Origin of the sequence: Catellatospora sp. NPDC049111 (assembly GCF_040648615.1) — a bacterium.
Classification (GTDB): domain Bacteria; phylum Actinomycetota; class Actinomycetes; order Mycobacteriales; family Micromonosporaceae; genus Catellatospora; species Catellatospora aurea.
On the sequence record NZ_JBEZEB010000013.1, the window covers coordinates 63,542 to 90,371 of the forward strand.

The following is a 26,830-nucleotide window of genomic DNA, read 5'->3' on the forward strand; positions in this document are numbered from 1 at the left end:
CTGTCATGGTTCGCAGGGTTATCACCCTGCCCGGTGGGGAATGGCTGCACTCACCGGCAAGGAGGTACCCCAGGTGGAAGACATGGTCCCGGCGACCGCGGCACAGGCAGTGCCACTGGTGGAGGTGCAGGTAAAGGGCGATCTGGACGCGCAGGCCGCCCCCGAGGTGAACCGCCTCCTGGAGGAGGCCCTGGCGCTGCGTCCCGAGCAGATCGTCGTCGACCTGGCCGACTGCGACACGATCGACGCGGCGGGCATCCTGCTGCTGCTGGACGCGCACCGGCGGGCCGTACGCGACGGCGGCGCGGTCGCCCTGCGCTCGCCGTCCGAGCGGGCCCGGCGCTCCCTGCGGCTGGCCAAGCTCGACCGGATCATGCAGCTGCTGCCGTACGCGGTGGTCGAGGAGCTGGCTCCGGCCGGGCCGGTGGTCGCGTGACCGCGCGCTACGAACTGATCGTGGCCGGTGACCGGGTCCCTGCCACCGATCCCGACGGCAGCAGCGACCATGTGGACGCCGCACTGGCCTCGCTGCGCCCGTTCGTCGCCGCGCAGGGCGGCACCTGGGCGGCGGTGACCGACGGCGTGAACCCTCCCGACGCCGACGCGCTGCACGTCGACGCCGGGGCCGACGACGCGCGGTTGGGCGCGGGCCTGCTGCGCGCGCTGTACCACCATCAGCCGGCCGAGTTCCCGACCGGCTGGTTCGAGCCGTACGAGCAGGCCAACACCGCCATCGCCGACGCCGTCGCGGGGTCCGCGGGGCTCGGCGGCACGGTCTGGGTGCACGGGCACCAGCTCCAGCTGCTGCCGCGGATGCTGCGCCGCCGGCGGCCCGATCTCGCCACCGCGGTGCACCTGCACAGCGCGTTCCCGCCCGCGGAGTCGTTCGCGCGGCTGCCCGAGCACCGCGAGCTGCTGGCCGGCCTGCTCGGCGCCGACGTCGTCGCGCTGCCGCACCGCCGCGCGGTGGACAACCTGCTCGACCTCGCCGGCCGGGTGCACGGCCTGCCCGTACGCGACAATCAGATCGCCGTGGGCAACCACCGGGTGCGCGTGGTGGCCTGCGCGCTGCCCGCCGACACCGGCGGCATGCGGCGGCTGACGCGGCTGCCCCAGGTGCGCGAACGCGCCGCCGAGATCCGCGCCGCGCTGCGGGTGGGCGGGCCGGTGCTGCTGTCGATCGCCGGCTGGAACCCGTCCGACGCCGTTGAGCAGCGGCTGCACGCGTTCGACCGGTTCCTGGCCGAGCACCGGCCGGAGCCCGCCACCGTCGCGCTGCTGCACGTCGCGCTCGGCGACCCGCACACGCCCGATGAGCAGGAGCAGCGCGAACGTGTCGACCGGCTGATCGCGAAGATCAACGGTACGCACGCCAACGTGGGCCAGGCCGTCGTGCACTACGTCCGCGACAACCCCGACCGGCGCGAGCTGGCCGCGCTGTACCTGGCCTGCGACGGCCTGCTGGCCACACCCGTGCACCACGGCACGGTCAACCCGGCGCACGAGTTCGTCGCGGCACGCGGCACGCTCGGCGCGACCGTGGTGCTCAGCGAGCTGACCAGCGACGCCGCCGACGTGCCCGGGGCGATCGTGGTCAACCCGCACGACACGGCCGCCTACGCCGAGGCCGTCGCGACGGCCGTGGGCCTGTGCGGTCCCACGCCGCAGGCCGGTCCGGCGCCCACCGAGACGGGCCTGGACGGTTGGGCCCGGCATGTGCTCAGCGTCGTGCGCGCCCGCGCCTCGGCAGGCCCCGTCCCAGCGGTGGTCCGCCCGCGGCGGGCGCCCACCACCCCCGGGCACACCAGGCCCGCCGTCGCCGACCGCGCCGAGCACCCGGGAACCGCGCCGGGCACGCCCGGCCGCACCGCGTCGCGGCCGGCCCGCCCGTGAGCCTGACGCCGTGAAAGCCCGCCCCGGGCCGCGAGCCGGGGGCGGGCCGCGACGGGAAGGAAGAAGATCCACCGTGACGACGATGCTCGACCAGTCGCAGCTGCTGCGCCGCGCGCACGGCTCCATCCTCATGGCCGCCCGCGCCGACCTGCTGGCCGCGCCGCTGCACGACGCGGCGATGCCCGATCCGGCGCAGGTGGAGGCGGTGCTGCGCGAACGGCGCGCCCGCCCGCCGCAGCCCGGCGCGGCCGCGACCCAGCTGCTGATCCTGGCCGAGCACCTGGGCCGCCACGCGGGCCGGGTGCACGACGACACGCTCGCCCTGGAGCTGGCTCGCGAATGGCCCGAGGACCGGCCCGAACTGGCCGACACCGGCACCGCCCGGGTGCTGTCCGCGGTGCGCCGCGGCGCGCGCTGGTCGCAGGTCGCCCCGACGGTCCACGACGGACAGGGCAGCTTCGGCAGTGTCGCCGCGGTGCGGGCGGGTGCGGTCGGCCTGCTGCCCGACACCGGCATGGGAACGGTCGCCGCGCTGGCCCGCCGCACGGCCGGAATCACGCACACCCATCCGCTGGCCCGCGACGCGGCTGCCGCGACCGCGACCGCGGTGGCGCTGGCCGCGCGCGGGCAGCCGCTGGCGCCCGCCGACAAGTACCACTTCCTCGACCTGGTCGGCGCGCAGCTGCGGACCAGCGAGTTCCGCGCGGCGCTCGGCGAGGTGCAGACCCTGGTCCGCCACCGCAGCGCCCCGGCCGACACGGCCGCGACGGTCGGTTCAGGACGCGCCGCGCTGCGCTGCGTGCCCGCCGCGTTGACGGCGTTCCTGCGCCACCCCGACGATCCGGTCGCCGCCATCCGGTACGCGATGATGATGGGCGGTCAGGCCCGGACCGTGGCGACGATCGTCGGCGCGGTCTGCGGGGCCCGCCACCCCGAGCACAACCTGGCCGTGGCGGCCCGGCCGGACGTCACCCGCGGGCTTCGCATCCAGGCCGCCGCAGCGGCGCTGGCCCGGCTGGCCACCGGCCGCCGGGCCGCCGGGCTGCGGCGGGGCCGTCCCGAGGGCGGCCCCGCGGCGCAGCTCAGCCCCAGTTCTGGCCGGCGGGCTGGCGGGTGACCGCGTTGATCCGGTTGAAGAAGTTCGTCGTCGCGATCCACAGCACCAGCGAGGCCAGCTCGGCCTCGCCGAAGTGCTTGGCGGCCGCCTCCCAGACCTGGTCCGGCACCGCTTCGCCCTTGTCGGCCAGCCGCGTGGCGTGCTCGGCGAGGTCGAGGGCGGCGCGCTCGGCCTCGGTGAAGTAGTCGGTCTCGCGCCACGCCGCGACCGCGAACAGCCGCTCGTCGGTCTCGCCGGCCTTGCGCATGCCGCGCGCACCGGAGTCGACACACGCGCTGCAGCCGTTGATCTGGCTGGCCCGCAGGTGCACCAGGTCCAGGGTGGACTTGGCCAGGCCGGCCGAGTGGGCGGCCTTGTAGATCAGGTTGATGCCCTTCACGGCGTCCGGCAGCAGTGCGGCGGGGTTGGTCATCCGAGCCTGCATGGTGTCCTCCAATAGGATCTTGTGGCCGGGCCTGTCACATCGGCCCGATCTCGTTCGTCATCGGTATGACGGGCCGCTTTCCGAAGATGTGACAGATGTGGCCTGGATCACGATTGACGGAGATTCGGGGAGATATGCACGACATGGACGAGCAGGACCGGCTGGCCGAGCGCTTCGAGCAGGACCGGGCGCGGCTGCGCGCGGTGGCGCTGCGGATGCTCGGCTCCTCGGCCGAGGCCGACGACGCCGTGCAGGAGGCCTGGTTGCGGCTGAGCCGCACCGACGTCGGCGAGGTCGGCAACCTCAGCGGCTGGCTGACCACCGTGGTCGGCCGGATCTGCCTGGACATGCTGCGCTCGCGCACCACCAGGCGCGAGGACCTGCTCGACGACACCGCCGACGCCAACCTGCCTCCGGTCGGGGCCACCGCCGTGCCCGACCCGGAGCACGAGGCCGTGCTCGCCGACTCGGTCGGGCTCGCGCTGCTGGTCGTGCTCGACACGCTCACCCCCGCCGAGCGGCTGGCGTTCGTGCTGCACGACATGTTCGCCGTGCCGTTCGACGAGCTGGCCCCGGTCATCGGCAAGTCACCCGACGCGGCCCGGCAGCTGGCCAGCCGCGCCCGGCGGCGGGTGCAGGGGCAGGCGCCGACCGGCGACGTCGACCAGGCCCGCCGCCGCGCGGTGGTCGAGGCCTTCCTGTCCGCCGCCCGCGAGGGCCGGTTCGAGGCGCTGGTCACCATGCTCGACCCCGACGTGGTGATGCGCGCCGACGCGACCGCCGTGTCGTACGGCTCGACCGCCGAGAAGCGCGGTGCGGCGACCGTGGCCGGCTACTGGAACGGCCAGGCCGCCGAGGCGCGCACCGCGCTCATCGACGGCATCGTCCAGGCGGTATGGGCCCCGAAGGGCAGGGTGCGGGTGGTCCTCGCGTTCACCGTCGTCGACGGCCGCATCGCCGCCATCGACCTCACCGCCGACAAGGACCGGCTCGCCGAGCTCGACGTGACGATTTTCTGAAGCCGCGACCGCGTGGCCGGGAGGCGTCCCTCGGCGTGCCCGGCCACGCGATGGTGAGCGGACAGCGTCGACCTGCTCGACGGCGGCGGGACGGTCAGGCCGCGTCGCGCAGGCGGCCGATCTCGGTCAGCAGGTAGCGCAGCTCGGGGCCGCTGGACGTGCCGAACGCGGCGGCACGTAGGTGCTCGATCGCGGCCGGGCGGTCGCCGGCCATCTCCAGCAGATGACCGCGCACGGCGGCCAGGCGGTGGTGGCCGGCCAGCGGCCCGTCGAGGGTGTCCAGCACCTTCAGGCCCGCCTGAGGACCGTCGACCATGGCCAGCGCGACGGCGCGGTTGAGGGTGACCATCGGGTTGGGCTGGACGCGCTCCAGCACGCCGTAGAGCGCGAGGATCTGCGGCCAGTCGGTCTCGGCGGCGGTGGCGGCCTCGTCGTGGACCGCGGCTATCGCCGCCTGCAGCTGGTACGGCCCCACGGCGCGCTGCCGCAGCGCCGCGCTGACCAGTTCGACTCCCTCGGTGATCGCGGCCCGGTCCCAGCGGGCGCGGTCCTGCTCGGGCAGCGGGATCAACTCCGCGTGCGGGCCGGTGCGCGCGCCGCGGCGGGCGTCGTTGAGCAGCATCAGCGCCAGCAGGCCGGTGACCTCGGGTTCGTGCGGGAGCAGCCGGTGCACCTCACGGGCGAGCCTGATCGACTCCTGGGACAGGTCGGTGCGCACCAGCTCGCCGCCGCCGCTGCTGGCGTACCCCTCACTGAAGATCAGGTAGAGCACGTGCAGCACGGCGTCGAGCCGGGGCCGCCAGTCCGCGCCCGAGGGCAGCCGGAACGGCTCGCCGGAGGCGTGGATGCGCTGCTTGGCACGGCTGATCCGCTGGCCCATGGTGGCCTCCGGGACCAGGAACGCCGCGGCGATCTCCGCGGTGGTCAGGCCGCCGACCGCGCGCAGCGTCAGCGCGATCGCCGACGGCGGTGTCAGCGCCGGATGGGCGCACCTGAACAGCAGCTGCAGGGTGTCGTCGTGGCCCGGGTCCGCCTCGTCGGCCGCGCTCGCCCGCACGGGCTCCCAGTCCTGCTCCTCGCGGCGGCGGCGGGCGTCGTCGGCCCGCCACATGTTGATCAGCCGCCGGGAGGCGGTGGCCACCAGCCACGCCTCGGGGCTGTCCGGCAGCCCCTCGGCGGGCCAGTGCAGGTGCGCCGCGAGCAGCGCCTCCTGCACGGCGTCCTCGGCGGTGTCGAAGTCGCGGTACTTGCGGGCGACCATGGCGAGGACCCGCGGCGCGAGTTCGCGCAGCAGGTCCTCGATCGGCCGGTCGGCCATCAGGCGTCGGCCGTCGGCGGCCCGACGATCGGGCGCACCTCGATCGGGATGCCCAGCGGCTGACCGTCCTTGCCCGGCGCGGACGACGCCTTGGCCGCGATCTCGTACGCCCGCTCGGGGCCCGCGCAGTCCACGATCCAGAAGCCGATCAGGAACTCCTTGGCCTCCGGGAACGGGCCGTCGGTGACCGCCGGTGCGCCCTTGCCGTCGTGGCGGACGATGCGCGCCTGGTCGGGGAAGGTCAGCCCCTCGTTGAAGACCATCTCGCCGGCCTCGCGCAGCTCGCGGTCGAAGTCGTGCTGGAACTCGAGGTGCCGCTTCACGTCCTGCTGCGACCAGTTCGCGATGCCCTCGGTGGCGTCCTGCCCGGTGTGCATCATGATCATGTACTTCATCGCGGTACTCCTCTTGGCGATCCGTGGTGGCGGCGGCCGCCCTTCGGGCCTGTCCCGCCACCCTCTCACCGGGTAGACACCGCGGGCCGCGCGCCTTCGACATCCGCGCGGCACATTTCTCAAGATTTTTGTCCCGGCGTAGACGTTGGCCTATCTCATCGAATCCGAGCGCCGGATTTTCGATGAGATAGGCCAACGTTTATGCGGCCAGGGCCCGGTTCGCTCAACAGAGCCCTCGGTCACGGCCGGCCGCTCAGTCCGGCCAGCTGCCGGTGAGCGCCTTGACGCCGTGTGCGCCACCGCGGTCCACCGCAGCCTTGACCAGGCCGAAGACCGCTCCCTGCAGCGCCGCGGCGATCAGGATCTCGGCCCATCCCTTCGTCGGGTCGGTGGCGTGCGGCGCCTCACGATTGCCGGAGACGACCCGCCAGACCTGCTTGAACGCCACCCCGGCGACCGCACCGGCCACGGCGCCGCCCACCATCCCGATCGGCTTGTAGACCAGCTTCTGCGTGTTCATGGCAGGCGCATACCCGGTTCAGCCGACGTGTACCGCCAGCTTGCCGACGCTGCCGGCGGCGAAGTCGGCGAACGCCTGCGGCACCTCCGCCAGGCGGTAGATGCGTTGCACCGGCACCTCCACCCGGCCCGCGACCACCTCGGCGGCCAGGCGCTCCAGCCCGGCCGGGGCGAGGTCGGCGTTGACCGGCAGCGCGACCACGTCGCGTACGCCCATCTGGTCCGGGCCGATGCCGAGCAGCGAGGCGAACCGGCCGCCCGGCGCGATGAGGTCGGCCAGCGCGAACGGGTCGCCGGCCAGGTGCACGGCCGCTTTGACGCCGCCCGGGGCGATCGCGGCGACCTGGCCGATGAGGTCGCTGCCGCGGTCGATGACGTAGTGCGCGCCGAGGCGGCGTACCAGCCGGGTGCCTTCGCCGGGCTCGGCGGTGGCCAGCACGACCGCGCCGCGTGCGGCGGCCAGCTGCACCGCGACGCTGCCCACGCCACCGGTCGCGCCCATGATCAGCACAGTCTCGCCGGGTGACGGCGCGATGGCGTCGACGACCGTGGCGGCGGCCGCCCCGGCCAGGCCGAGCGCCCCGGCGGTGGTGAGGTCCAGCCCGCCCGGCACCCGGGCGAGGCTCGCGGACGGCACCACGACGTACTCGCCGAAGCCGCCCGCGTGCAGCGGATGGTCCAGCACCACCCCGAAGACGGCGTCGCCGGCGGCGAAGCCGGTGACCCCGTCACCGACCTGGTCGACGGCGCCCGCGAAGTCCCGGCCGAGCACCACCGGGAAGCGGTGCTCCAGCAGTGTTGCCATGTATCCGCTGATCACCGCGGTGTCGAACCCGTTGAGCGAGGACGCGGCCACCTTGACCCGCACTTCGCCCGGCCCGGCCGACGGCGTCGGCACGTCCGCCAGTTTCGCCGCCGCACCCAGTTCCGCGCTGATGATCGCGCGCATATGTACTCCTCACCTGGTGTCCACGATGGAATACGCGCGACGTTAGGGCAGCGCGCCAGGCGCTCGATACTGTCCGTAACGACGTTGCCACGCGCCCTCCGGCCGTACGGCCTGACCCGTCGGAGGTCGCCGCCCTCCGCATGGACGTCACTTTCAGTGATCGCCGACGCCGATCAGATCGCCCCCCTCGGCGGAAGCGCCGACGACAGCGGGCCCACCGCCTGATATTGCTGATCCACATCGGACCGATGCCGATCTCATAGAGAGCGCTCTCTTGACGGCGGCACGACTCCGCCCTAACGTGACGGTTGTCAATTTATTAACAGTGCTTACCAAAAGTGTTCTGCCCGGAACTCCTGGTAGCACGCCCCGCACGTTCCCTGGGAGGTAGTCCCATGCGCAGAACGACCCGACTGCTGGCCCGCCTGACCGTGGCCGCAATCGCCGCCGCCGGCCTCACCGTGCCCGCCACCGTCATCACCGCCACTCCGGCTCTCGCCGTCGGCCCGCAGACCTGGTCCGACGAGTTCAACGCGGCCGCCGGCACGCCCGTCAACGGCAACAAGTGGAAGTTCGACATCGGCGGCGGCGGCTGGGGCAACAACGAGCTGCAGTACTACACCAACAGCACCAGCAACGCCGTCCACGACGGCGCGGGCAACCTCGTCATCACCGCCCGCCGGGAGAACCCCGCCGGCTACGGCTGCTGGTACGGCAGCTGCCAGTACACCTCCGCCCGCCTGCTCACCGCCGACCGGTTCACCCAGACCTACGGCCGCTTCGAGGCCCGCATCAAGATCCCGCGCGGGCAGGGCATCTGGCCCGCGTTCTGGATGCTCGGCAGCGACATCGCCACCAACCCGTGGCCGAACAGCGGCGAGATCGACATCATGGAGAACATCGGCAAGGAGCCCGGCACCGTCCACGGCAGCCTGCACGGCCCCGGCTACTCCGGCTGCTGCTCGCTGACCGGCCAGTACACCCTGCCCGGCGGAGCGCGCCTCGCCGACGCCTTCCACACCTACGCCGTCGACTGGGCCCCCGACTCGGTGACCTGGTACATCGACGGCATCCAGTACTCCCGCAAGACCCGCGCCGACGCCGGCGCCAACCGCTGGGTCTTCGACCACCCGTTCTTCATGCTGCTGAACGTGGCGGTCGGCGGCAACTGGCCCGGCTCCCCCGACGGCAGCACCGTCTTCCCGCAGTCGATGGTCATCGACTACGTCCGGGTCTTCGCCCAGGACGGCACCACCCCGCCCACCGGCGGCACCCCGCTGATCGGCCAGAGCAGCAACCGCTGCATCGACATCCCGAACTCCAACACCGCCAACGCCACCCGGCTGCAGATCTGGGACTGCAACGGCACCGGCGCGCAGCGCTGGTCCTTCGAGTCCGACGGAAGCCTGCGGGCGCTGGGCAAGTGCATGGACGTCGCGGCTGGCTCCTCGGCCGACGGCGCGGCCATCCAGCTCTACGACTGCAACGGCACCGGCGCGCAGAAGTTCGTCCTCAGCGGAGCCGGCGACCTGGTCAACATCCAGGCCAACAAGTGCGTCGACGTCACCGCGAACGGCACCGCCAACGGCACCAAGCTCCAGCTCTACACCTGCAACGGCACCGGCGCCCAGAAGTGGCGCAAGGGCTGACGCCTCTCCTGGCTGGTGCGGTTTCGGGGAAAGTGCAGCTATCGAGCCCGACTTAGCGGCAGTTTCCCCGAAACCGCGAGCCCCACCGAGTGCGAGACCGCCCCGTCTTCCGGGTACGCCGAGTCCGGGGGGGCGGGGCACTCGCGTCAGGTGGTGCAGGAGACGGTGACCTCGGCGAAGAAGACGTGGCCGAAGTAGGGGTGGTCGAAGACCTCCCAGATGCCGGGCTCGCCGACCGGGACACAGGTGTTGAGCAGCTCGGCGCTCGCCGACGCCTCGGCGTCCCAGGTCGCGGACTGGATCGCCGAAGCGGCCGTCAGACCCCGGCCGCCGCCGGTGAACTCCTTGGCGGTGGCCGCAGTCGCGGGTGCGGCGGCTGCCACCAGCAGCGCCGTCGCGGCCGTCGCCACACCGGCCGCCTTGGCGAGACGTCGCCTGATCCTGAAGCGGTGCACGTGGTGCTCCTTCCGGGCAGGAGGGCAGGACAGAACATCGAAGTTGAGCATTCAACCGATGCCTCGATCAGCATCGCGTAATCCGACCGCGTGCCACACCCACCTCGATGCAGCCGAGCGTCTGCTCGGCGGACCCGAGCACCAGTCGACTTCCGCCTGGGTCAGCATTTTCGACGCGGGAGCGCTGGCCGTGGAGAAGGCACGCTGTTATCAGCAGCTGGGCCGGCCGATGCAGGTGCGCACGGAAACCGCCACGGCAATCGCCTCGCGGACGCCTGACCGAGTTCGTGGCCGGGCATTCGCGCAGACGAAGGTAGCCTTGATGAGGCCTGCTCGGCGGCCGGCGAGGTCGTCGACGCTACACGGCTGTTGGGCTCACGGCTCGTGCACAGGCAGCTGGAGGAGTTGCTCCCACGGTTCGCCCCGTACGCTGGCAATCGTGACGTCGCCGAATTCCTCGACCATCTGCGGGATCGGCTCTCCGACCGCTACAGAAAGCCCCGAGACGTCAACTGATGGCCGCCGCCATGACCGGTGAGCAGCCGTTCTACGAGCGTGACCCGGAGGCCTGGCAGGCCCACCTGGCGGAGGGCAACCGCATTCAGCCACGCAAGCGCGTCGGCGCTGACGTGGTCTTCCGTGACCAGGCGGGCAACGTGCTCATCGTCGAGCCTCGGTACAAGCCCGGTTGGGACCTTCCCGGCGGTATGGCCGAGGCCAACGAACCGCCGCTGGCCGCGGCGGCCCGCGAGGTCGCCGAAGAACTCGGGCTCACCTGGAGCGGCGGTCGGCTGCTGGTCCTCGACTGGGTGGCACCACATGGCCCGTGGGATGACAGCCTGATGTTCGTCTTCGACGGCGGCGTGCTCACAGCCGCGGAGCAGCAGGCCATCGCAACGGATGACGACGAGTTGGCGTCACATGCCTTCGTGGCAGCGGACGTGGCACAGGCCCGCGTCGGCCCCCGACTGGCGCGGCGGCTCGCTGCGGCTCTGTGTGCGGCGGCAAGCGGCGCGACGGTGTACCTGCAGGACGGCGCAACCGTCGAAAACGTCGCCCCTTCTCCGTAACCTGACCGGGTGACCCGCGACGTCCTTCCCGGCGCGCACACGACGCCGACCCAACGGTGCCCTCAGTGTTCGAGTATCGGGCGGCCCGTCCTGATCGGACTGGCTGACGAGACGGCCATGGAGGCCGCCGCCGCAGGTGAGCTGGTTCTCGGCGGCTGCATGATGGGGCTCGACGGCTACGCCTGGGAGTGTCCTGCGGGCCACGAGTGGACGGGCGACGAGCAGACCTGGACGCGAGCCGTCGACCTCGCCTTGGCCGGGCGGCCCCGCTGCCGCGATTGCGGTGGCCGGACGCGCCGCCTGGTCTACCCTCGCGCGCTGGCCCATCCCGGGGAGACGGATGGACTCGCCGACGACATCGCCGCCGGTCTGGCCGAGATGGCGCCTGGCGAAGGGCCGCCCGGCGTCCACTCCACCCGGATCTGCCACGACTGCCGAGCCCTCTTGGCATGACCTCGCCGAGACCGCGGCGCACGCCAAAGCCACTGCACGTGCTCGACGCACGGCGCTGGCTGACGCCGCGGGCGCGGGCCTACCTCGCCGCGTACGGGGTCCGGCGTGAGGTGTGGTCGCCCGAGCAGCATCGCAGGCACTGGCACCGCTATCACCGCCCTGCGGCCGCGATCGAGCACTTGGCTGTCTTCCAGGGCCGTTGGGGTGGGCTGGAGCTGCCGCCGACTTCCGAGTACGAAGGCGGCCCGCACGTGCTCGACGGCGACGACCCGGCCGTGGCGGAAGGCAGGGGCGCCTGTTTCACGGCCGGTCGCCCACGGTCCGCGTCGGCGTATGGGTTCATGGTCGACGGCGACGGCCGGTTCGGCATCGTTGCGGATGACACCTGGGTGCCGTTGCACGGCTCGGTCGAAGGCTGGGTGGAGTCGATCGCGCTGCGCCACCTCGCCGACCGGATGCCCGCCGAGGTGGCGCTCGCGACCGGGGCCAGGCTCGACGGGCTGCCGGAGCGGCTGCGGCTTCGCCCGGTGACCGAGGTCGCCGGGGCCGCCGATGGCTGGTGGCGCGGAGAGGACACCCTGCTCGCGGTCTACCGGGGTGAGGCCCGGCTGTTCGACAACGCGCAGTACCAGACGGCATACCTCTACACCGGCATCGACGGGCTCACCGACCGCCTCCGCGCGGGTTGAGCTGTCAGGCCTGTTCGGACAGGCGGGCGGCAAGCGCCGCGGAGCCGGCTCCCGACAGGGCGGGCAGGGCCGTCAGCCGCCCGGTGAGGACCAGCAGGAGAGCCTCCATCGGTGCGCTGACCTCCACACCCTCGCCCATGGCCCAGTCCGTGTCGGTCGCGGTGAGCCGGAAGCCCGCCATCCGGCGGCGGGCCTGGAACGGCCAGTTCAGCGCCCATACGCGGGTCGCGGCGGCTGCTGCGGCAGCCGGGTCCAGGGCGAGCCGGTGGCCCACCGGCACCGCGATGTCCTGGCTGTGCACCAGGATGTCGATCAGCGTCTCCAGCGGCGTGACGCCGAGGTTGTGCCGGCGGGAGCCGATCGTGGCGCGGATGCGCGCGACGAGTTCCTCGGTGGGCAGCGCCGCGCGGCGACGGGCCAGGTCGAGGATCAGCCGGTTCATCCCGCCGGGACGCGCGTGCGGCAACGCGCGCAGGATGTCGCGCAGCCCCATCTGCTGCAGCGTCAGGTGCGCGGCGACGTCGCGTACGGTCCAGCCCTCGCACAGCGAAGGCCGCCGCCAGTCCTCGTCGGACAGCCGATCGAGCAGGTCGGCGACCGACTGCCGCTTGATGTCGATGGCCTGCCACACCTGGTCACGATCCATGACCGCCTCGCTTTCCACGTGGCGACCGGCCGGGGACCAGGGCGGCGACGAGCGGGCCGAGCTGCCCGAGCGGGTCGAAGTTCGGGTTCGGGTAGGACAGCTGGTGCAGGACCAGCCCGGTCCAGCAGTTCATGATGATCGGCGCGTCCCGCTCCAGATCGCTGGAACCGGACACACGGATCCAGGTCAGGACGTGCGCGCGGACCCGGCCGCCGACGGCGGCGAGATGCGCCCGCAACTGCGGGCGGTGGGCCGCCTCGACGAGCACGGCGTAGCGGGCCAGCGTCAGCGTGCGATGCGAGCCGGTCGCCTGGTGGGCGAACTCGGCCAGCAGCTCGGCCAGCTCGGCGGGCGTGGTCGGGCAGCGCGTCGCCCACAGCTCGTCGAAGTTGTCGCGTTCGCGGTCGGCGACACGCGACACCACCGCTTCGAGCAGGGCGTCCCGGGTGCTGAAGTAGTTCGCGGTCGAGCCGGGCACCAGCCCGGCCCCGGAGTCGACGGCACGATGGGTCAGTCCGTGCAGGCCACGCTCGCCAAGCAGGGCGATCGCCGCGTCCAACAGCAGCTCACGCCGATTCGACATGAACCGACACTACGATAGTTGTTTCAAGAACAACATATGTAGTTTAGGCACTTCACGACACCGCGCTCCGAATCGACCCATCGCCAGTCGACATAACCCCGGGTACGCGCGAGCTATGCGCCGATGCGAGCCACCGTTCGGATGAGGCCGTCCCGCTCCAGCTGCGCCAGCACGTCATGAGCCGTCTGCGGCCGCAGTGTGCGGGCGTCGGCGATCTGCTGGCCACAGCTCCACACGACGGGATGTGACTCCTCTATCAAGGCACAGATGAAGTCATCAGGAGTCTGCGCATGGAGTCCGTGCGCAGCGAGCCGGTCTGCCGGGAAGTCCCGGAGATTCCAGGTGATGATCGAGTGCGCGCCGGCGGCGATGGCCGCCGCGACCACGTGGCGGTCGTCCTTGTCCGGCAGATCAATGGACGGGCGAGACGGATCAGCAGGTCTCGAAGGGTGTTCGGGTGAGCACATTGGCGTCGTATATGACGGTCACCGGCATCCGACTTCGCCCCCACTGGTCAGATAAGGCCGAGTTCCTCGTCAAGTGCGCTGAGTTCGTTGGCCGCACGCAGTGTGCGGGCGTCGTCGGCTCGCTGGTAGTCCAGCAGCGACTGCAGGTCGACGCGACGGTGGCTGCCGACCATGCGATACCGGATCGCGCCGGACTCCAGGAGTCTGATCAGAAACGGCCGGGAGACATGCAGCAGGTCCGCCGCCTGCTGGGTGGTCAGCTCAGCATCGGCCGGCAGCACGGTCACCGCGTGCCCGTCGGCGAGATGCGAGAGAGCACGGGCCAGCAGGACGACCGCCTCGCGAGGCACGGTCAGTTCGGCACCGGGTTCGTCGGTCACCTGGACTCGAACATCGGCTGGGCCTTCGGGATGATCGCGCAGATAGGAGCGGATCCGCTCCAATGCGCGGGAAGCGAGCTCCACCACATGCGCACTGGGCGGTTCCGTACTCATGGCCCCGACGCTCACCGCTCCACCTCCTCACCGACAGCCCCCATACTATCCGCAATAAACGAAACATGGCGGGTGCCCGCTACGCTCGGCCGGTGACCGCGCGCCGCCCCTACCCACAGAGGATCCTGATCTACGGGGTGTACGGGGCGGGCAAGTCCACCCTCGCCCTGGAGCTCTCCCGGCGGCTGGGCCTGCCCTGGCAGCCGGTCGACGAGCTGACCTGGGAGCCCGGCTGGAAAGAGGTCCCGATGCCGGTCCAGCGCGACCGGATCGCCGCGATCTGCCGCAAGAAGTCCTGGATCCTCGACGGCGCGTACAAGGACTGGCTGGACCTCCCGCTCGCCTCCGCCGACCTGGTCATCGGCCTGGACTTCTCCCGCGGCCTGACCCTGCGGCGGCTGCTGCGGCGCACCGCGCGGCTGATCTCGACCGGCGAGGTCATCTGCAACGGCAACCGGGAGACGCTCGGCAGCGCGCTGTCCTCCGAGTCGATCATCCTCTGGCACTTCGCTTCGTACGGGCGCAAGCGCCGCCGCATGCGCCGGTGGGCGGCCGACTCCCCCGGCCCGCAGGTGCTGCTGTTCCGCACCCCCGCCGAGCTGGACGGCTGGCTGGCCGAGCTGAGCCCGGTCAGCTCCGAAGGAAGGGCACCTTCTTAACGCTATTGGTGCGCAGGGTGCCCTTCCTTATCGACCACCACGGTGAAGGTGAGCTGGCGGCGGACGGCGAAGCCCATCGCCTCGTAGAGCCGGATCGCGGCGGTGTTGTCGCTGGCCGCGTGCAGGAACGGCGTCTCGCCGCGACGACGCACGCCCGCCGCGACCGCGCGGATCAGCCTGGTGGCCAGCCCCTGGCCGCGGTACGCCGGGTCGGTGCAGACGGCGCTGATCTCGGTGAATCCGGGCGGGTGCATGCGCTCGCCGGCCATCGCGACGAGCCTGCCGTCCTGCCTGATGCCGAGGTAGGAGCCCATCTCGACGGTGCGGGCGAGGAAGGGGCCCGGTTTGGTGCGCTCGACCAGGTCGAGCATCTCCGGCACGTCGGCCGCACCGAGCGGCACCGCCTCGGGCTCGTCCGCGACCGCGAGGGCGTCGTCGACCAGCTGGACGACCTCGTCCTGCCAGGTGATCTCCCAGCCGGGCGGCACCGGGTAGTCGCCGATGAGCACCGCGCGGCCACCGGCTCCCACCAGCACTGCGAGGTCCTGCCAGGCCTGGGCGTCGGCACCCGCGGGCAGCGCGGCGAACGGCGTCACCGCCGGGTCGTAGCAGCGCGCTTGGCCGTGCCGCCGGGCGAATCCGCCTTGCGGGCCGGACAGGGCGGCCCCGGCCGGGTCGTCGAGCACACCGGTGTCGATCGCGTGCGCGCCGCTCATCGAAAGACCACTCCCCCGCGACGATGTCCTGGTCAGCAGTGGCCATCGTAGTCGCCGTGGCGGTCCATCGACCTGGGCGGTCAGAACAGCAGTCGCTGGCCGGCGCTCAGGGCGATGTGCGCGGCGAGCCGGTCGCCGTCGGCGATCAGGAGGTCGCTGAACCGGACCCGGCCACCGGGCAGGTGCACGGTGAAGTCGCGGCGGGTGGTGGTGAACGCGCCGTTGCTGGTGTTGACGGTGACGCCTTCGACGTACGCGACCTCGTGCCAGGTCACCACGTGCCGCACCCGGCCGAGCGCGCCGACCGTGATCATCCCCCGTTCGAACACGTGAATCGCCCGGTTGCGGTGGATGAGCAGGGCCTGCGCGAGCAGTCCGACGGTGATCGCGGTGCCGGCGAGCTGGTAGGCGACGACGTGTGCGCCGAGGCCCAGGATCAGCGTGGTCGCGGCCACGATGGGGGCGGTGAGCAGTTGGGCGACCGGTCGGGTGCCGTAGCGCCGCAGCTGGTTGCCGAGTCCGGCGTGGGCCGCCCTGTCCTGGACGCTCGAACCGCGCTTCATCGACAACCCTCCACATAAGACATACGGAGGGTACAGCAGCAGTACACGTTAGGTTAGGGCGGGTCGGCCGGGCCATCTCCTCAGCCAGCGGTCGATGCGGCGCAGCTGCCGCGGCGTCAGTCCGGCCTGCACCGGCGGCGCCAGCACCAGCGCCCGGTTGCCCCACCGCCTCGTGTCGGCGGCGCGCAGCTGGTGGCGTACGTCGTCGTCGGTCCAGAGCAGCGGGCGGCCCTCGTCGAGCACCCGCAGCGCGGCGGGCAGCTTCCACCACGTGTGCTTCCTGGTGACCAGCGGGCTCGCCAGGACGGCGTCCATCGACACGAACTCGGGGCAGTCCCGCACCGGCCAGGACGGCAGTCCCAGCGCCGTGCCGACGTTGACCGAGTTGTGCTGCCAGGTGCTGTGCCACCAGATCTCGGCGCGGCCCTGCTCGTGGACCCGGCGCAGGAAGTCCAGCACCGGCGTCGCGGCCAGGATGGGCCACTCGATGTCCTCGTTGCTGGCCGCGGCGGTCCGCACCCACTGGTGGCCGCGCCACACCCGGCGATCCGGCAGATCGGTGACCGCGTTGATGACCCCGTCGATGTCCAGCAGCCAGATCGGCACCCCCTTGGCCACCGGCCGATTCCGCCGTAACAGCGCGATCACTCCCTGAGCCGCCCGTCCGTGTCGGCTCCATCATTTCGCCGTCCGGCAAGCCCGGCAAGGCCGCGACCGGCCCGTCCTGGTGTAGCCGGGCGGGTCGGCGCTGTCCGCCCACGCCAGTACGCTGCCCGCCATGACGCACACCGAGCGGACCCTGGCCGCATTGCTCGCCGAGGCGAAAGCCCTGCCCGCAGGCCGCACGAAGTGCGAGCGCCTGGACGAGGTGATCCGCCTGGCCGACGCCGCGGGGTGGGACGCCTTCGCCTTCGACACCCGGCTCGGGGCCCTGGGCGACTACACCCAGGCCGGGCAGACCCAGCGCGAACTGCTGGCCCTGTCGAGGTGCCTGGCAACGCTCGACCGCACGCCGGAGCTCGTGACGCCGTGGCAGCACCGGCGGCTGCTGTGGTCGCTGGTGTACGCGCCGATGAACCTGGTCCGCTTCCCCACGGTGGCCCGGCAGCAGATCGAGCAGGTGTTCGCCGACGCGGAGCGGCACTTGCGCGGCTCCGGCTACCAGATGCACGCGATCTACCAGCTGCGCATGTACGTCGCCCTGCATCTCGGGGACCACGAGGCGGCGCTGACCTGGCACGACCGCTTCGTCGTGGCCAAGCCCGACCAGATGTCAAGCTGCAACGCCTGCGTGCCGTCGTATCTCATCGAGTGCTACCAGGAGACCGGCCAGTTCGCCCGGGCGGTCGAACTCACCGAGAAGGTGAAACACCTGACCTGCCACGGGCAGCCGTACTGGCTGCTCAGCCACGCCCTGCTGCCCTACGTTCGCACCGGTGACCTCGACGGGGCCCGCGAGGCCCAGCGGCGCGCCTATCCGGGCATGACCGACGCGAACTGGCTGCACGGCATCGGCCTGCACCTGGTGTACTTCGCGCTGGCCGGCAACGAGGTACGCGGGCTCGATCTGGTCGAACGCCATCTGCCCTGGCTGGACAGCTCGCCGTCGCCGTTCCAGACGATGGAGTTCGCCTCGGGCGCGGTGATGGTACTGCGCGCGCTGGCGCAGGCCGGGCACGGCGGCACGGTGGTCCGCGACGGCCGGCGCGGCGGCGAGCCGCTGACCACCGTCGCCGCGCTGTGCGACGAGCTCTCCACGACCGCGAACGACCTCGCCTGGCAGTTCGACGCCCGCAACGGCAACGACCACTTCCGGCGTCGCCTGGCGGCCCGGTCGGTGCCCACCGCCGACGCACCGGCGCGCTGACGGCCGGGGCGTCGTTGCCCACCGGGCGGGTTACCGATAATGTCCGCGCCTGACGCGGCCCGTACCGCCGCGGCCAGGCGAAGGGGGCACGATGGCGTCGTCCGGGGTGGTCTTCCCCGTCAGCACCGGCACCGAGCGCAGCACGTCCGCGCTGGGCCGGGCGGTGGTCGCCGACGCGCTGCGGCCGGTGGACCCGGTCGGGGCGCGGGCGGCCGAGCACGAGACCAACTGGCGCGCCGACTACCTGGTGCACTTCCGGCGGCTGGTGGAGGCGGGGCTGCTGTCCGGTGACGCGGCACGCGGCAGCGCGGCGGCGGGCCTGGCCTCCTTGCACCAGCGCATGCGCGTGGTCACCGGCGACGGCGAGACCGGGCTGCGCGAGGTGTTCGAGGGCAAGCCCGACCCGGCCGCCGAGCTGGGCACGGTGACCGTCGGCGGCGACGGCGACACCGACCGCGAGCTGTCGCTGCCGTACCGGGGCGAGCGGTTGCGCGGTGACGCGCTGGCCCGGCAGCTGGACGCGTGGGTGACCGCCGGGGTCGTGGAGCCGAGCTGCGCCGAGGCGGTGCGGGCGGTGCTGGCCAATCCGGACTGGCTCGACCTGTCCGACGTGCGGGTGGTGGCGCTGGGCGCGGGGGCCGAGATGGGCCCGACGCATTCGCTGCTGCGCTGGGGCGGCGAGGTCGTCGCGGTGGACCTGCCGCGGCCGCAGCTGTGGCGGGGCCTGCTGGAGACCGCCCGGCGCTACGGCGGCCGGCTGCGCGTCCCGGTCGCCGCCGCGCGCCGCGACCACGCGGACCTGGCCGAGGTGGCCGGCGCGGATCTGCTGCACCAGCTGCCCGCGGTCGCGGACTGGCTGCTCGGCGTGGACGGCCGGCTGGTGATCGGCAACTACGTCTACGCCGACGGGGCGACCAACGTGCGGGTGTGCGCCGCGGTCGACGCGCTGTCCGAGCACCTGCGCGGGCAGCGCCCGGACACGGCGCTGGCGTTCCTGGCCACCCCGACGGACGTGTTCGCCGCGCCGGGCGAGGCGGTCGCGCAGGCCGACGAGAAGTACCGGCAGCCCTCGACGCTGCGTACGCTGCGCGGGCCGCTGCGGTTCGTGTCGGCGGGGCGGCTGCTGCGGCGCAACTACGCGCCGGACGCCGACCCGGGCATCTGCGACAGCCTCGTGGCGCAGCAGGGCCCGAACTACGCGCTGGCCAAGCGGCTGCAGCGGTGGCGGGCGGCGGTGGCCCGGCACGAGGGGGCGACGGTCAGCTTCAAGGTCGCGCCGCCGACGCGTACCCGCTCGGTGGTGAAGAACCGGGTGCTGGCCGCGGCGTACGCGGGTGCGCCGGCGTTCGGGGTGGAGGTGTTCGAGCCGGCCACGTCCAACACGCTGATGGCCGCGCTGCTCGTGCACGACCTGCGCAATCCCCCGCCGGTACGCGAGCACGTGTGGCAGGAGGAGGCGCAGGGCGCGGCGCACGGCGGGCTGTGGCGCATGCCGTACGCCCCGCGCAGCGCCCTCGGGCTGGCGGCGCTGCTCGGCCTGGGCGGCGCGCGCAACTGAGACGGCGCGGCCCGCACCGGCGGTCGTCCGCCGGTGCGGGCCGCCGCGCCGGTCAGACCAGCGTCTTGAGGTAGGCGTCCAGGGCCCGGTAGGACTCGTTGGCCCCGCCCTCCATGCCGGAGGCGACCATGCCGTCGCGGTCCTCCTTGTTGGCGAACGTCGAGGTGCCGGTGAGCGTGGTCTTGCCGTCCTTGTGCTCGAAGACGAGGCGCTCGACGGAGATGTGGCCGGGCAGGCCCTCCCACTCGAAGGTCTGCACGATCAGCTCCATCGGCACGATCTCGCGGACCTCGCCGCGGAAGGCCCACTGCTCGCCGTTGTCGCCGTGCTCGACGATGCGCCACTTGCCGCCGGGCCGGAAGTCGAACGCGGTCACGTCGGCCTCGTGGCCGCGGGCCCACCACTTCTTCAGGTGCTCGGCCTTGGTGTGCACCTCCCAGACCAGCGCGAGCGGCGCGTCGAAGCTGCGCGTCATCACGATCTCGAGGTCACCCTGCAGTTTGACGTCCAGGGTCTTGGTCTCGCCCATCTCACTTCTCCTCTTCCGAGGGACCCGTCTGCTGAAGGGTCCGCAGGTAGTCGTCCAGCCGGTCGTAGCGCTCGTCCCAGAAGCGGCGGTATTGCTCCGCCCAGGCGGAGATGTCGCGCAGCGGGGCGGCCTCCAGCCGGCAGGGCCGCCACTGGGCGTCCCGGCCGCGGGTGATCAGGCCCGCCTGCTCCAGCACCTTCAGGTGTTTGGAGACCGCCTGGAGGCTGATCGGGAACGGCTCGGCGAGCTGGTTCACGGTGGCCTCGCCGTCGGCCAGTCGGGCGAGGATCGCCCGTCGGGTCGGGTCGGCCAGCGCCGCGAAGACCAGGCTCAGTCGGTCCATGACCGCCTCTCTATTCAACCATCCGGTTAATCAACCGACCAGTTGAGTATGCACCTCACGCCACCCCTCCGCAACCCATACCCCGGAAACACGAACGGGCGGCCGGCGGTCCGCGAGGACCACCGGCCGCTCACGGGCGGCGCGGTCGGGAAACCGTCAGCGGACGGCCGGCGGAGACCGTTGCCATACTGTGTGGCACACACTATCGTGTGACGCATGGTGAACGACGAGCAGCTCTCGACGCATCTGCAGGAACTGCGCCGGGGCACCGTCGTGCTGGCCTGCCTGCTCGTGCTGAGGCAAGCCAACTACGGATACGCACTGCTCGACCTGCTGGAGCAGCGCGGTTTCGCGGTCGACGCGAACACCCTCTACCCGCTGCTGCGGCGCCTGGAGAAACAGGGGCTGCTGACCAGCGACTGGAACACCGACGAAGCCCGGCCGCGCAAGTTCTACCGCACCAGTGCCGAGGGCGAGCACCTCGCCGAGACGCTGGGCCGTGACTGGGACGCCCTCGACGCCGCATTCCGTGCTCTGAAAGGCCGGCCATGACCACCCTCACCGACCGCTATGTGGACGCCGCGCTGCGCCGCCTGCCCGGCCGCCAGCGCGCCGACATCGAGAAGGAGCTGCGCACCGCGATCGCCGACGCCGTGGACGACCGGGTCGAAGCCGGTGAAGAACCCGCCGCGGCTGAGATCGAGGTGCTGACCGGCCTCGGCGACCCGGCCCGGCTCGCCGCCGGCTACGCGGACCGGCCGCTGCACCTGATCGGCCCCGCGCTCTACCACGACTACGCCCGCCTGCTCACGGTGCTGCTGGCCACGGTCGTGCCCGCGGCGGCCGCGGGGGTGGGCCTGGTCCGCGCGCTGCACGGCGCGGACCCCCTGGCCCTGGCCGGTGACGTGCTGTCGGCGGCGTTCACCACGGCCGTCCACATCGTCTGCTGGACCACGCTGGCCTTCGCGGCCATCGACCGGCTGCCTCGGCTGCGCCGCGGCCCGGCCCGGCCCTGGAGCGTCGAGGCGCTGCCCGTGCCGCCCAGCCGCCGGGCCCGCTACGCGGAGCTGGCGACGTTGACCGTGATCACCGTGCTGTTCTCGACGTTCGTGCTGCTGACACCCGTGGTGAGCACGCAGAGCGACCCGAACGGAGAGCCGATCGGGCTGTTCGCGCCGCGGCTGTGGGAGACGGGCCTGGTCTACGCGTTCCTGGCCGTGGTGCTGGCCGGGCTCGGCTTCGCGTTCGCTCGGCACTACGCGCGCTGGAGCGTGCCGCTGGCCGTCGCCGGCTCGCTCGTCGACGTCGCGGCCTCGCTCGCACTGATCTGGCTCGTGACGACGGACCGGCTGCTCAACCCCGCGTTCGTCAGCGCGGCCGGATGGGGCCCCGAGGTGCCCCGGTGGATCGGCATCGGCCTGGTCGCCGTGTCCGTGGTCACCCTGCTGCACACCGTCGCCGAAGCGGTGGGCCAGGCCCGCCGCGCCACCCCGAGCTGAGGAGAGCACCCGTGAAAGCCATCGTCTACGACAGGTACGGCTCCCCCGACGTGATCCGCCACGCCGACGTGCCCACCCCCGCCATCCGTCCTGATCAGGTGCTGGTGCGCGTACACGCCTGCTCGCTCAACTTCGGCGACCGAGCCGCGCTGCTCGGCGAGCCGCGGCTGATCCGGATCGCGTTCGGGCTGCGCCGGCCCAAGGCCCCGATCCTGGGCCGCGACGTGGCCGGCACCGTCACCGAGGTCGGCGCGCAGGTCACCGCCTGGCAGCCGGGAGACGACGTCTTCGGCGAGGTCAACCAGCGCGGCTTCGCCGAGTACGTCGCCGTGCCCGCCGCCCACCTGGCCCGCAAGCCGGCCGGGGTGACGTTCGAGCAGGCCGCGACGCTGCCGGTGGCCGCGTCCACGGCGCTGCAGGCGCTGCGGCTGGGCGGGGTCACCACCGGCACCCGGCTGCTGGTCAACGGGGCCTCCGGCGGCGTGGGCACGTTCGCCGTGCAGCTCGCTGCCGACCTGGGGGCCCGGGTCACCGGCGTGTGCAGCACGCGCAACGCCGAGCTGGTGCGCTCGCTGGGCGCGGAGGTCGTCGACTACACCCGGGAGGACTTCACCGCGGCGGATCGCAGCTACGACGTGATCTTCGACCTGGCGGGCGGGCACTCGCTGGGCGCGTACCGGCGGGTGCTCGCGCCCGGCGGCGTCTACCTGTCCTCCAGCGGCGCGGGCGGCCGGACCCTGGGCCCGATCCCGCACCTGCTGAAGGTGACCGCGGCCGGTGTGGTGTCCCGGCAGCGGCTGCGCGTGGTGGCCAACCGCCGCGACACCGCCGACCTGGAACACCTCGCCGCCCTGATCGCCGCGGGCCGGCTCACGCCGGTCATCGAGCACGTCCGCCCCCTCGCCGAGGCGGCCGAGGCCTTCCGCGCCCAGCTCGCCGACCACGCCCGCGGCAAGACCGTCCTCGTCGTCCCCGAAGCCTGACGCGCTTGCAGTTTCGGGGAAAGTGCACGAACTAGCGCCCTCGAAGGTGCACTTTCCCCGAAACTGCGAGGCACCCGTGATCGGGGCGTCCACGTCAGGGCACGGTGGCGGTGCCTTGGGCGAGGCGCAGTTCGCGGCCGGTGTGGTCGGCGCGGATCCGGCGGTCGTGGGTCACCAGGACCACCGTGCCCGGGTAGTCGCGCAGCGCCGACCCCAGCTCCTCGACCAGGCCCGGTGACAGGTGGTTGGTCGGCTCGTCGAGCAGCAGCAGGTCCACCGGCTGCCGCACGATGCGGGCCAGTTCCAGCCTGCGGCGCTGGCCGGCCGACAGCACCCGCACCGGCTGCGACAGGTCGTCGCGCCGGAACAGGCCCAGGTTGAGCAGCTCCGCCGCGTACTCGCCGGGTTCGCCGGGCAGCCCGGCCGCGTAGGCGGCGAGCAGCGTACGGCGGTCGTCGGCGGCGCCGTGCTGGCGCAGGAACCCGAGGCGCGCCGGGCGATGGCGTACCGTGCCCCCGTGCGGGCCGGCCTCCCCCGCGATCACCTGCAGCAGCGTGCTCTTGCCCGAGCCGTTGGGTCCGGTGACGAGCAGCCGCTCCCCTGGCGCGAGCCGCAGCGCGTCCAGCCGCAGCCGCCCCGGCACCGCGACGTCCACCAGCTCCAGCGGCGGCTGTTCAGCCAGGTCACCGGCGGTGACCCGGGCGGACAGGCGCAACGGCTCCGGCGGTGGCGGCACGGGATCGTCGAGCAGCCGGGCCAGCTGCTCCCGGGACGCCCGGATGCGCCCGGCCGCACCGTGCGTACGCGAGCGGGCCCGGAACGCCCCCGCGCCGCTGAACCCGCGCGGGCCCTTGCGCGGGATGGCCGCCAGCCGGTCGGCGTTGGCCGCCAGCAGCTCGCCGTGGCGGGCGACGTCGGCCTGCCACTGCTCGTGCCGTTGCCGCTGCCGGGCCCGGTCGGCGGCCTTGGCGGCGAGGTAGCCGTCGTAGCCGTCGCCGTGGCGGCGGACCGCGCCGGCGTCGACCTCCAGCACGGTCGTGGCGACCCGGGCCAGGAACTCCCGGTCGTGGGTGACCGCGACGACGGTGCCCCGGTGCGCCAGCAGGTGCTGCTCCAGCCAGTCGAGGGCGGTGTCGTCGAGGTCGTTGGTGGGTTCGTCGAGCAGCAGCAGCCGGGGCCGTGCGGCCAGGGTCGCGGCGAGCGCGAGCCGGGCCCGGTCGCCGGCGGACAGCGCGTCCAGGCGGCGGCTTCGGTCCAGCCCCGGCCGGCCGAGCGCATGCAGGGCGATCTCGACGCGGCTGTCGGCTTCGTATCCGCCGCGGGACTCGAACAGGTCGAGCAGGTCGGCGTACGCGGCCAGGCGGGTGCCGTCGTCGCCGTCGAGGTCGCGTTCGGCGGCGCGCAGCCTTGTCTCGATGTGCCGCAGCTCGCTCAGGGCGAGGTCGACGGCGTCCTGCACGGTGGCGTGGCCGGGCAGGTCGAGGGTCTGCGGGAGGTAGCCGACCCCGCCGAGGGTGGTGACCGTGACGGTGCCGTTGCCCGGTCGCAGGCGGCCGGCGACGATGCGGAGCAGGGTCGACTTGCCGGAGCCGTTGTCGCCGATGACGCCGACCCGTTCGCCGGGGCGGATGGTGAGGTCGACCCGGTCGAGCACGACGCGGTCGCCGTAGCGGTGGGTGACGTCGGAGAGGGTCAGCTGGGTGTCTGCGGGTGATGGCGCGGTGCGCATGGTTGTCCTGCGATTCTCGGCATGGCCGATCGGCGGGGCGATGGGCGGACCGCGCGCAGGTGTGGCCTTCAGACGGGGAAGGATTGCCGGGTGACGGCCGTCTCCTGCGCGCGTACACGGCCGGACGGAGCGGAGCTCGACGTCGTAGGGGCCGCGGCCGCGAGAATCACAGGAACATCAGTGCCATGCGGACGAGGTTAGCGCGGGGTCCAGGACGCGCCAACAGGTTTTCGCGCTGCGGCCCGGCGCGGGAGATCCCGGCGCCGGGCCGCTGACGGTACGGGTCAGGGCATGGACACCAGGTGGTTGTGGACGGTGTTGGCGAAGTTGTAGCCGTTGGACGCGTCCCAGTTGATGGACCAGGTCATCGCGCCGCGGATCGTGGGCCAGCGCGCCGGGGGCACGAAGCTGCCGCAGTTGGTGCCGGCGGCCAGGCAGTTCAGCGCGTTGTTGACCACGGTCGGGTTGACGTAGCCGCCGCCCGCGGCCTGGGTGGTGGCGGGCAGGCCGAGCGCGATCTGGTCGGGCCGCAGCGCCGACTGCAGCTGGATGCAGGCCAACGCCGTGAGGAAGTTGATCGTGGCCTGCGAGTACGCGAACTGCTGGTCGCAGCCGAGCATGCTGCCCGAGTTGTAGAACTGGGTGTGCACGATCGTCAGGATGTCGCGGATGTTGAGCGCGAGCGAGAAGTAGCCCGCCCCCGTCGACTGCATGTCGATGGTCTGCGGGGCCATCGTGATGATCAGTCCTGACCCGACCCGGGAGCGCAGGTTGCGCAGCGCCTGCTCCATGTACGTCGCGTTGAGCCCGTTCTCCAGGTCGATGTCGACACCGTTGAAGCCGAAGTCGGTGATCAGGGTGTAGAGGCTGTTGGCGAAGTTGGTCGCCGCCGTCGAGCTGTTCACCGAGACCGAGCCCAGCTCGCCGCCGACGGACAGGATGACCTTCTGGTTGCGGGCCTTGAGCGTGGCGACGTCGGTGCGGAACTGGGCGTTGGTGTAACCGCCGAGCGCCGAGGACAGCCCGGAGTCGACGTTGAAGGTCACCGCGCCTGGGGTGCCGGACACGGCGTCGGCGAACGCGACGGCCACGATGTCGTACGTGGTCGGCACCGACGACAGCCGCAGCGGGGTGGCCCCGTTGACGAAGTTCTGCCAGTACCCGGTGAGCAGGTGCTTGGGCAGGGTGCCGGTGGTGCAGCCGGTGGTGGTGCCGGACGCGGCCGCCGACGCCGGGGACTCGCCGGTGGCGTTGTAGGCGCGCACGGTGTAGGTGTGGCTGGAGCAGGTGGCCAGGCCGGTGATCGTGGCGGAGGTGCCGGTGACGGTGGCGCGCACGGTGCTGCCCTCGTACACCCGGTAGCCGGTGACGGTGCCGGACGAGGCGCTCCAGGAGACGTTCAGCGAGGTGTTGGTCGCGCCGCCGACGCTGACGTTGCCGGGGGTGCCGGGCACGCCGGTGCCGCAGCCGGTGGTGGTGACGGTGACGTTGCCCGAACGCGGGGACTCGCCGGCGCTGTTGTACGCCGCGACCGAGTAGGTGTGCGTGGTGCACGCGCCCAGGCCGCTGATCGTGGCCGAGGTGCCGGTGGGGTTGGCGACGACGGTGCTGCCCTCGTACACCCGGTAGCCGGTGACCGTGCCGGACGAGGCGCCCCAGCTCAGCGCGACCGACGTGTTGGTGATCGAGCCGGCGGTCGGGCTGCCGGGCGTGCCGGGCACCGGGTTGGTACCGCCCTGGCCCTGCAGGGACACGTCGTCGGCGAAGTAGGTGCCGGTGCCGTACCAGCCGTGCAGGTAGACCTGGATCGAGCTGCTCGCGGCGGTGAAGTTCAGGGTGAGCTGGGTCCAGTTCGTCGCGTTCGGGGTCCAGGTGGACGCGCCGCCGTTGACGCCGAGGTAGACGTAGCTGCCCCGGACCCAGGCCGACAGCGTGTACTGGGTGCCGGAGACGACGGAGACCGTCTGGGTGCACTTGGAGTTGTCGGATGCGCTCGCCGCGCCCTGCAGCGCCTTCGTGCCGGTGCGCACCGGGGTGGACACGACGCTGCCCAGGTTGCCGGTGCAGCTCCACGGCGACAGCGCGCCGGTCTCGAAGCCGCCGTTGACGAGCACCTCGGCGGCGGAGGCGGGGGCGGACAGCGCCGCCACCGCGAACGTGGTGACCAGCGCGGTGGCCAGGGCCGCCGCCGCTGTTCGCAGTCTGTTCATGCAAGCTCCGATCTCAGGACACGGGGGAGCCGTT

At 72.5% G+C, this 26,830-nt stretch carries 31 protein-coding genes; 14 read left to right on the forward strand and 17 right to left on the reverse strand.

What is annotated here, in order from left to right; all coding sequences use genetic code 11:
• Window positions 1-82 precede the first annotated feature (82 nt).
• The 3 genes from AB0B66_RS20000 (at window position 83) to AB0B66_RS20010 (ending at window position 3,010) form a co-directional block, all read left to right on the forward strand.
• A complete protein-coding gene (locus tag AB0B66_RS20000) occupies window positions 83-436 on the forward strand; it encodes an STAS domain-containing protein (RefSeq protein ID WP_360531894.1) in 354 nt (117 codons plus the stop codon).
• Entirely contained in the window at window positions 433-1,893 is a 1,461-nt protein-coding gene (locus AB0B66_RS20005) for a trehalose-6-phosphate synthase (protein ID WP_360531559.1), read from the forward strand. Before AB0B66_RS20000 ends, AB0B66_RS20005 begins: the two co-directional genes overlap by 4 nt.
• Window positions 1,894-1,975: 82 nt before the next feature.
• Complete coding sequence (locus AB0B66_RS20010; protein ID WP_360531897.1) at window positions 1,976-3,010, forward strand: ADP-ribosylglycohydrolase family protein; 1,035 nt, start codon at window positions 1,976-1,978, stop codon at window positions 3,008-3,010.
• Here the strand turns inward: AB0B66_RS20010 and AB0B66_RS20015 are convergent.
• Window positions 2,976-3,434, reverse strand: coding sequence for a carboxymuconolactone decarboxylase family protein (locus AB0B66_RS20015; protein ID WP_360531562.1), 459 nt, complete (start codon window positions 3,432-3,434; stop codon window positions 2,976-2,978). The two genes, AB0B66_RS20010 and AB0B66_RS20015, sit on opposite strands and share 35 nt — an antisense overlap.
• A gap of 143 nt (window positions 3,435-3,577) precedes the next feature.
• On the opposite strand from AB0B66_RS20015, the gene AB0B66_RS20020 reads away from it, so the two are divergent.
• Window positions 3,578-4,453, forward strand: a complete 876-nt coding sequence (locus AB0B66_RS20020; protein ID WP_360531565.1) for a sigma-70 family RNA polymerase sigma factor — start codon at window positions 3,578-3,580, stop codon at window positions 4,451-4,453.
• Window positions 4,454-4,547: 94 nt separating this feature from the next.
• Here the strand turns inward: AB0B66_RS20020 and AB0B66_RS20025 are convergent, their stop codons facing one another.
• From AB0B66_RS20025 to AB0B66_RS20040, 4 genes are all read right to left on the reverse strand, one after another.
• Window positions 4,548-5,771, reverse strand: coding sequence for a DUF6596 domain-containing protein (locus AB0B66_RS20025; protein ID WP_360531568.1), 1,224 nt, complete (start codon window positions 5,769-5,771; stop codon window positions 4,548-4,550).
• A complete protein-coding gene (locus AB0B66_RS20030; RefSeq protein WP_360531571.1) occupies window positions 5,771-6,166 on the reverse strand; it encodes a YciI family protein in 396 nt (131 codons plus the stop codon). The genes AB0B66_RS20025 and AB0B66_RS20030 overlap by 1 nt, the downstream gene beginning before the upstream one ends.
• Window positions 6,167-6,419: 253 nt before the next feature.
• Window positions 6,420-6,686 (reverse strand): DUF4235 domain-containing protein, encoded by a 267-nt coding sequence (locus tag AB0B66_RS20035; protein ID WP_360531574.1) that lies wholly within the window; start codon window positions 6,684-6,686, stop codon window positions 6,420-6,422.
• 18 nt (window positions 6,687-6,704) lie between these two features.
• Entirely contained in the window at window positions 6,705-7,634 is a 930-nt protein-coding gene (locus AB0B66_RS20040) for an NADP-dependent oxidoreductase (RefSeq protein WP_360531577.1), read from the reverse strand.
• Between the two features lie 395 nt (window positions 7,635-8,029).
• Here AB0B66_RS20040 and AB0B66_RS20045 point away from each other — a divergent pair, with 395 nt between their 5' ends.
• Window positions 8,030-9,283 carry a family 16 glycosylhydrolase gene (locus tag AB0B66_RS20045; protein WP_360531580.1) on the forward strand — a complete coding sequence of 418 codons (1,254 nt, stop codon included), beginning with the start codon at window positions 8,030-8,032 and terminating at the stop codon, window positions 9,281-9,283.
• 146 nt (window positions 9,284-9,429) lie between these two features.
• On the opposite strand, the gene AB0B66_RS20050 is transcribed toward AB0B66_RS20045, so the two are convergent.
• Window positions 9,430-9,738 carry a hypothetical protein gene (locus AB0B66_RS20050; protein ID WP_360531583.1) on the reverse strand — a complete coding sequence of 103 codons (309 nt, stop codon included), beginning with the start codon at window positions 9,736-9,738 and terminating at the stop codon, window positions 9,430-9,432.
• 515 nt (window positions 9,739-10,253) lie between these two features.
• Between AB0B66_RS20050 and AB0B66_RS20055 the strand changes: the two genes are divergently transcribed.
• The 3 genes from AB0B66_RS20055 to AB0B66_RS20065 are packed head-to-tail and all read left to right on the forward strand — an operon-like array spanning window position 10,254 to window position 11,950.
• A complete protein-coding gene (locus AB0B66_RS20055) occupies window positions 10,254-10,808 on the forward strand; it encodes an NUDIX hydrolase (RefSeq protein ID WP_360531586.1) in 555 nt (184 codons plus the stop codon).
• A 9-nt stretch (window positions 10,809-10,817) separates the two neighbouring features.
• Complete coding sequence (locus AB0B66_RS20060) at window positions 10,818-11,261, forward strand: hypothetical protein (RefSeq protein WP_360531589.1); 444 nt, start codon at window positions 10,818-10,820, stop codon at window positions 11,259-11,261.
• A 38-nt stretch (window positions 11,262-11,299) separates the two neighbouring features.
• Window positions 11,300-11,950, forward strand: a complete 651-nt coding sequence (locus tag AB0B66_RS20065; protein ID WP_360531592.1) for a hypothetical protein — start codon at window positions 11,300-11,302, stop codon at window positions 11,948-11,950.
• Between the two features lie 4 nt (window positions 11,951-11,954).
• On the opposite strand, the gene AB0B66_RS20070 is transcribed toward AB0B66_RS20065, so the two are convergent.
• The 4 genes from AB0B66_RS20070 to AB0B66_RS20085 form a co-directional block, all read right to left on the reverse strand.
• Entirely contained in the window at window positions 11,955-12,596 is a 642-nt protein-coding gene (locus AB0B66_RS20070; protein WP_360531595.1) for a maleylpyruvate isomerase family mycothiol-dependent enzyme, read from the reverse strand.
• Complete coding sequence (locus AB0B66_RS20075; protein WP_360531598.1) at window positions 12,586-13,179, reverse strand: TetR family transcriptional regulator; 594 nt, start codon at window positions 13,177-13,179, stop codon at window positions 12,586-12,588. The genes AB0B66_RS20070 and AB0B66_RS20075 overlap by 11 nt, the downstream gene beginning before the upstream one ends.
• Before the next feature lie 113 nt (window positions 13,180-13,292).
• The gene (locus tag AB0B66_RS20080) at window positions 13,293-13,646 is read right to left on the reverse strand and encodes a PIN domain-containing protein (RefSeq protein ID WP_360531601.1); all 354 of its coding nucleotides are present in this window, start codon (window positions 13,644-13,646) and stop codon (window positions 13,293-13,295) included.
• Between the two features lie 47 nt (window positions 13,647-13,693).
• Window positions 13,694-14,155: a helix-turn-helix domain-containing protein gene (locus tag AB0B66_RS20085; protein ID WP_360531604.1), complete on the reverse strand. Its 462-nt coding sequence runs from the start codon at window positions 14,153-14,155 to the stop codon at window positions 13,694-13,696.
• A gap of 77 nt (window positions 14,156-14,232) precedes the next feature.
• Here AB0B66_RS20085 and AB0B66_RS20090 point away from each other — a divergent pair, with 77 nt between their 5' ends.
• Window positions 14,233-14,799 (forward strand): adenylate kinase, encoded by a 567-nt coding sequence (locus AB0B66_RS20090; RefSeq protein ID WP_360531607.1) that lies wholly within the window; start codon window positions 14,233-14,235, stop codon window positions 14,797-14,799.
• A 2-nt stretch (window positions 14,800-14,801) separates the two neighbouring features.
• Here AB0B66_RS20090 and AB0B66_RS20095 read toward each other — a convergent pair whose 3' ends face one another.
• The 3 genes from AB0B66_RS20095 to AB0B66_RS20105 all read right to left on the reverse strand — a co-directional run bounded on the left by AB0B66_RS20095 (window position 14,802) and on the right by AB0B66_RS20105 (window position 16,696).
• Window positions 14,802-15,515: a GNAT family N-acetyltransferase gene (locus AB0B66_RS20095; protein ID WP_360531610.1), complete on the reverse strand. Its 714-nt coding sequence runs from the start codon at window positions 15,513-15,515 to the stop codon at window positions 14,802-14,804.
• Between the two features lie 80 nt (window positions 15,516-15,595).
• Window positions 15,596-16,078 carry a hypothetical protein gene (locus tag AB0B66_RS20100; protein ID WP_360531613.1) on the reverse strand — a complete coding sequence of 161 codons (483 nt, stop codon included), beginning with the start codon at window positions 16,076-16,078 and terminating at the stop codon, window positions 15,596-15,598.
• Window positions 16,079-16,126: 48 nt separating this feature from the next.
• Window positions 16,127-16,696 carry a hypothetical protein gene (locus tag AB0B66_RS20105; RefSeq protein WP_360531616.1) on the reverse strand — a complete coding sequence of 190 codons (570 nt, stop codon included), beginning with the start codon at window positions 16,694-16,696 and terminating at the stop codon, window positions 16,127-16,129.
• Between the two features lie 160 nt (window positions 16,697-16,856).
• Between AB0B66_RS20105 and AB0B66_RS20110 the strand changes: the two genes are divergently transcribed.
• Window positions 16,857-17,945: a hypothetical protein gene (locus AB0B66_RS20110; RefSeq protein WP_360531619.1), complete on the forward strand. Its 1,089-nt coding sequence runs from the start codon at window positions 16,857-16,859 to the stop codon at window positions 17,943-17,945.
• A gap of 91 nt (window positions 17,946-18,036) precedes the next feature.
• Window positions 18,037-19,503, forward strand: coding sequence for a hypothetical protein (locus tag AB0B66_RS20115; protein WP_360531622.1), 1,467 nt, complete (start codon window positions 18,037-18,039; stop codon window positions 19,501-19,503).
• A 52-nt stretch (window positions 19,504-19,555) separates the two neighbouring features.
• Here AB0B66_RS20115 and AB0B66_RS20120 read toward each other — a convergent pair whose 3' ends face one another.
• On the reverse strand, window positions 19,556-20,032 hold the full coding sequence (locus tag AB0B66_RS20120) for an SRPBCC family protein (RefSeq protein ID WP_360531625.1): 477 nt from the start codon (window positions 20,030-20,032) through the stop codon (window positions 19,556-19,558).
• Window position 20,033: 1 nt separating this feature from the next.
• The gene (locus AB0B66_RS20125; RefSeq protein WP_360531628.1) at window positions 20,034-20,375 is read right to left on the reverse strand and encodes a metalloregulator ArsR/SmtB family transcription factor; all 342 of its coding nucleotides are present in this window, start codon (window positions 20,373-20,375) and stop codon (window positions 20,034-20,036) included.
• A 216-nt stretch (window positions 20,376-20,591) separates the two neighbouring features.
• Between AB0B66_RS20125 and AB0B66_RS20130 the strand changes: the two genes are divergently transcribed.
• The 3 genes from AB0B66_RS20130 to AB0B66_RS20140 are packed head-to-tail and all read left to right on the forward strand — an operon-like array spanning window position 20,592 to window position 22,857.
• A complete protein-coding gene (locus AB0B66_RS20130; protein ID WP_360531631.1) occupies window positions 20,592-20,927 on the forward strand; it encodes a PadR family transcriptional regulator in 336 nt (111 codons plus the stop codon).
• A complete protein-coding gene (locus AB0B66_RS20135) occupies window positions 20,924-21,874 on the forward strand; it encodes a permease prefix domain 1-containing protein (protein WP_360531634.1) in 951 nt (316 codons plus the stop codon). The genes AB0B66_RS20130 and AB0B66_RS20135 overlap by 4 nt, the downstream gene beginning before the upstream one ends.
• Window positions 21,875-21,885: 11 nt before the next feature.
• On the forward strand, window positions 21,886-22,857 hold the full coding sequence (locus AB0B66_RS20140) for an NAD(P)-dependent alcohol dehydrogenase (protein WP_360531637.1): 972 nt from the start codon (window positions 21,886-21,888) through the stop codon (window positions 22,855-22,857).
• A 94-nt stretch (window positions 22,858-22,951) separates the two neighbouring features.
• Here AB0B66_RS20140 and abc-f read toward each other — a convergent pair whose 3' ends face one another.
• Window positions 22,952-24,586, reverse strand: coding sequence for a ribosomal protection-like ABC-F family protein (abc-f, locus tag AB0B66_RS20145; protein WP_360531640.1), 1,635 nt, complete (start codon window positions 24,584-24,586; stop codon window positions 22,952-22,954).
• Between the two features lie 284 nt (window positions 24,587-24,870).
• Complete coding sequence (locus AB0B66_RS20150) at window positions 24,871-26,796, reverse strand: glycoside hydrolase family 18 protein (protein WP_360531643.1); 1,926 nt, start codon at window positions 26,794-26,796, stop codon at window positions 24,871-24,873.
• Window positions 26,797-26,830 lie beyond the last annotated feature (34 nt).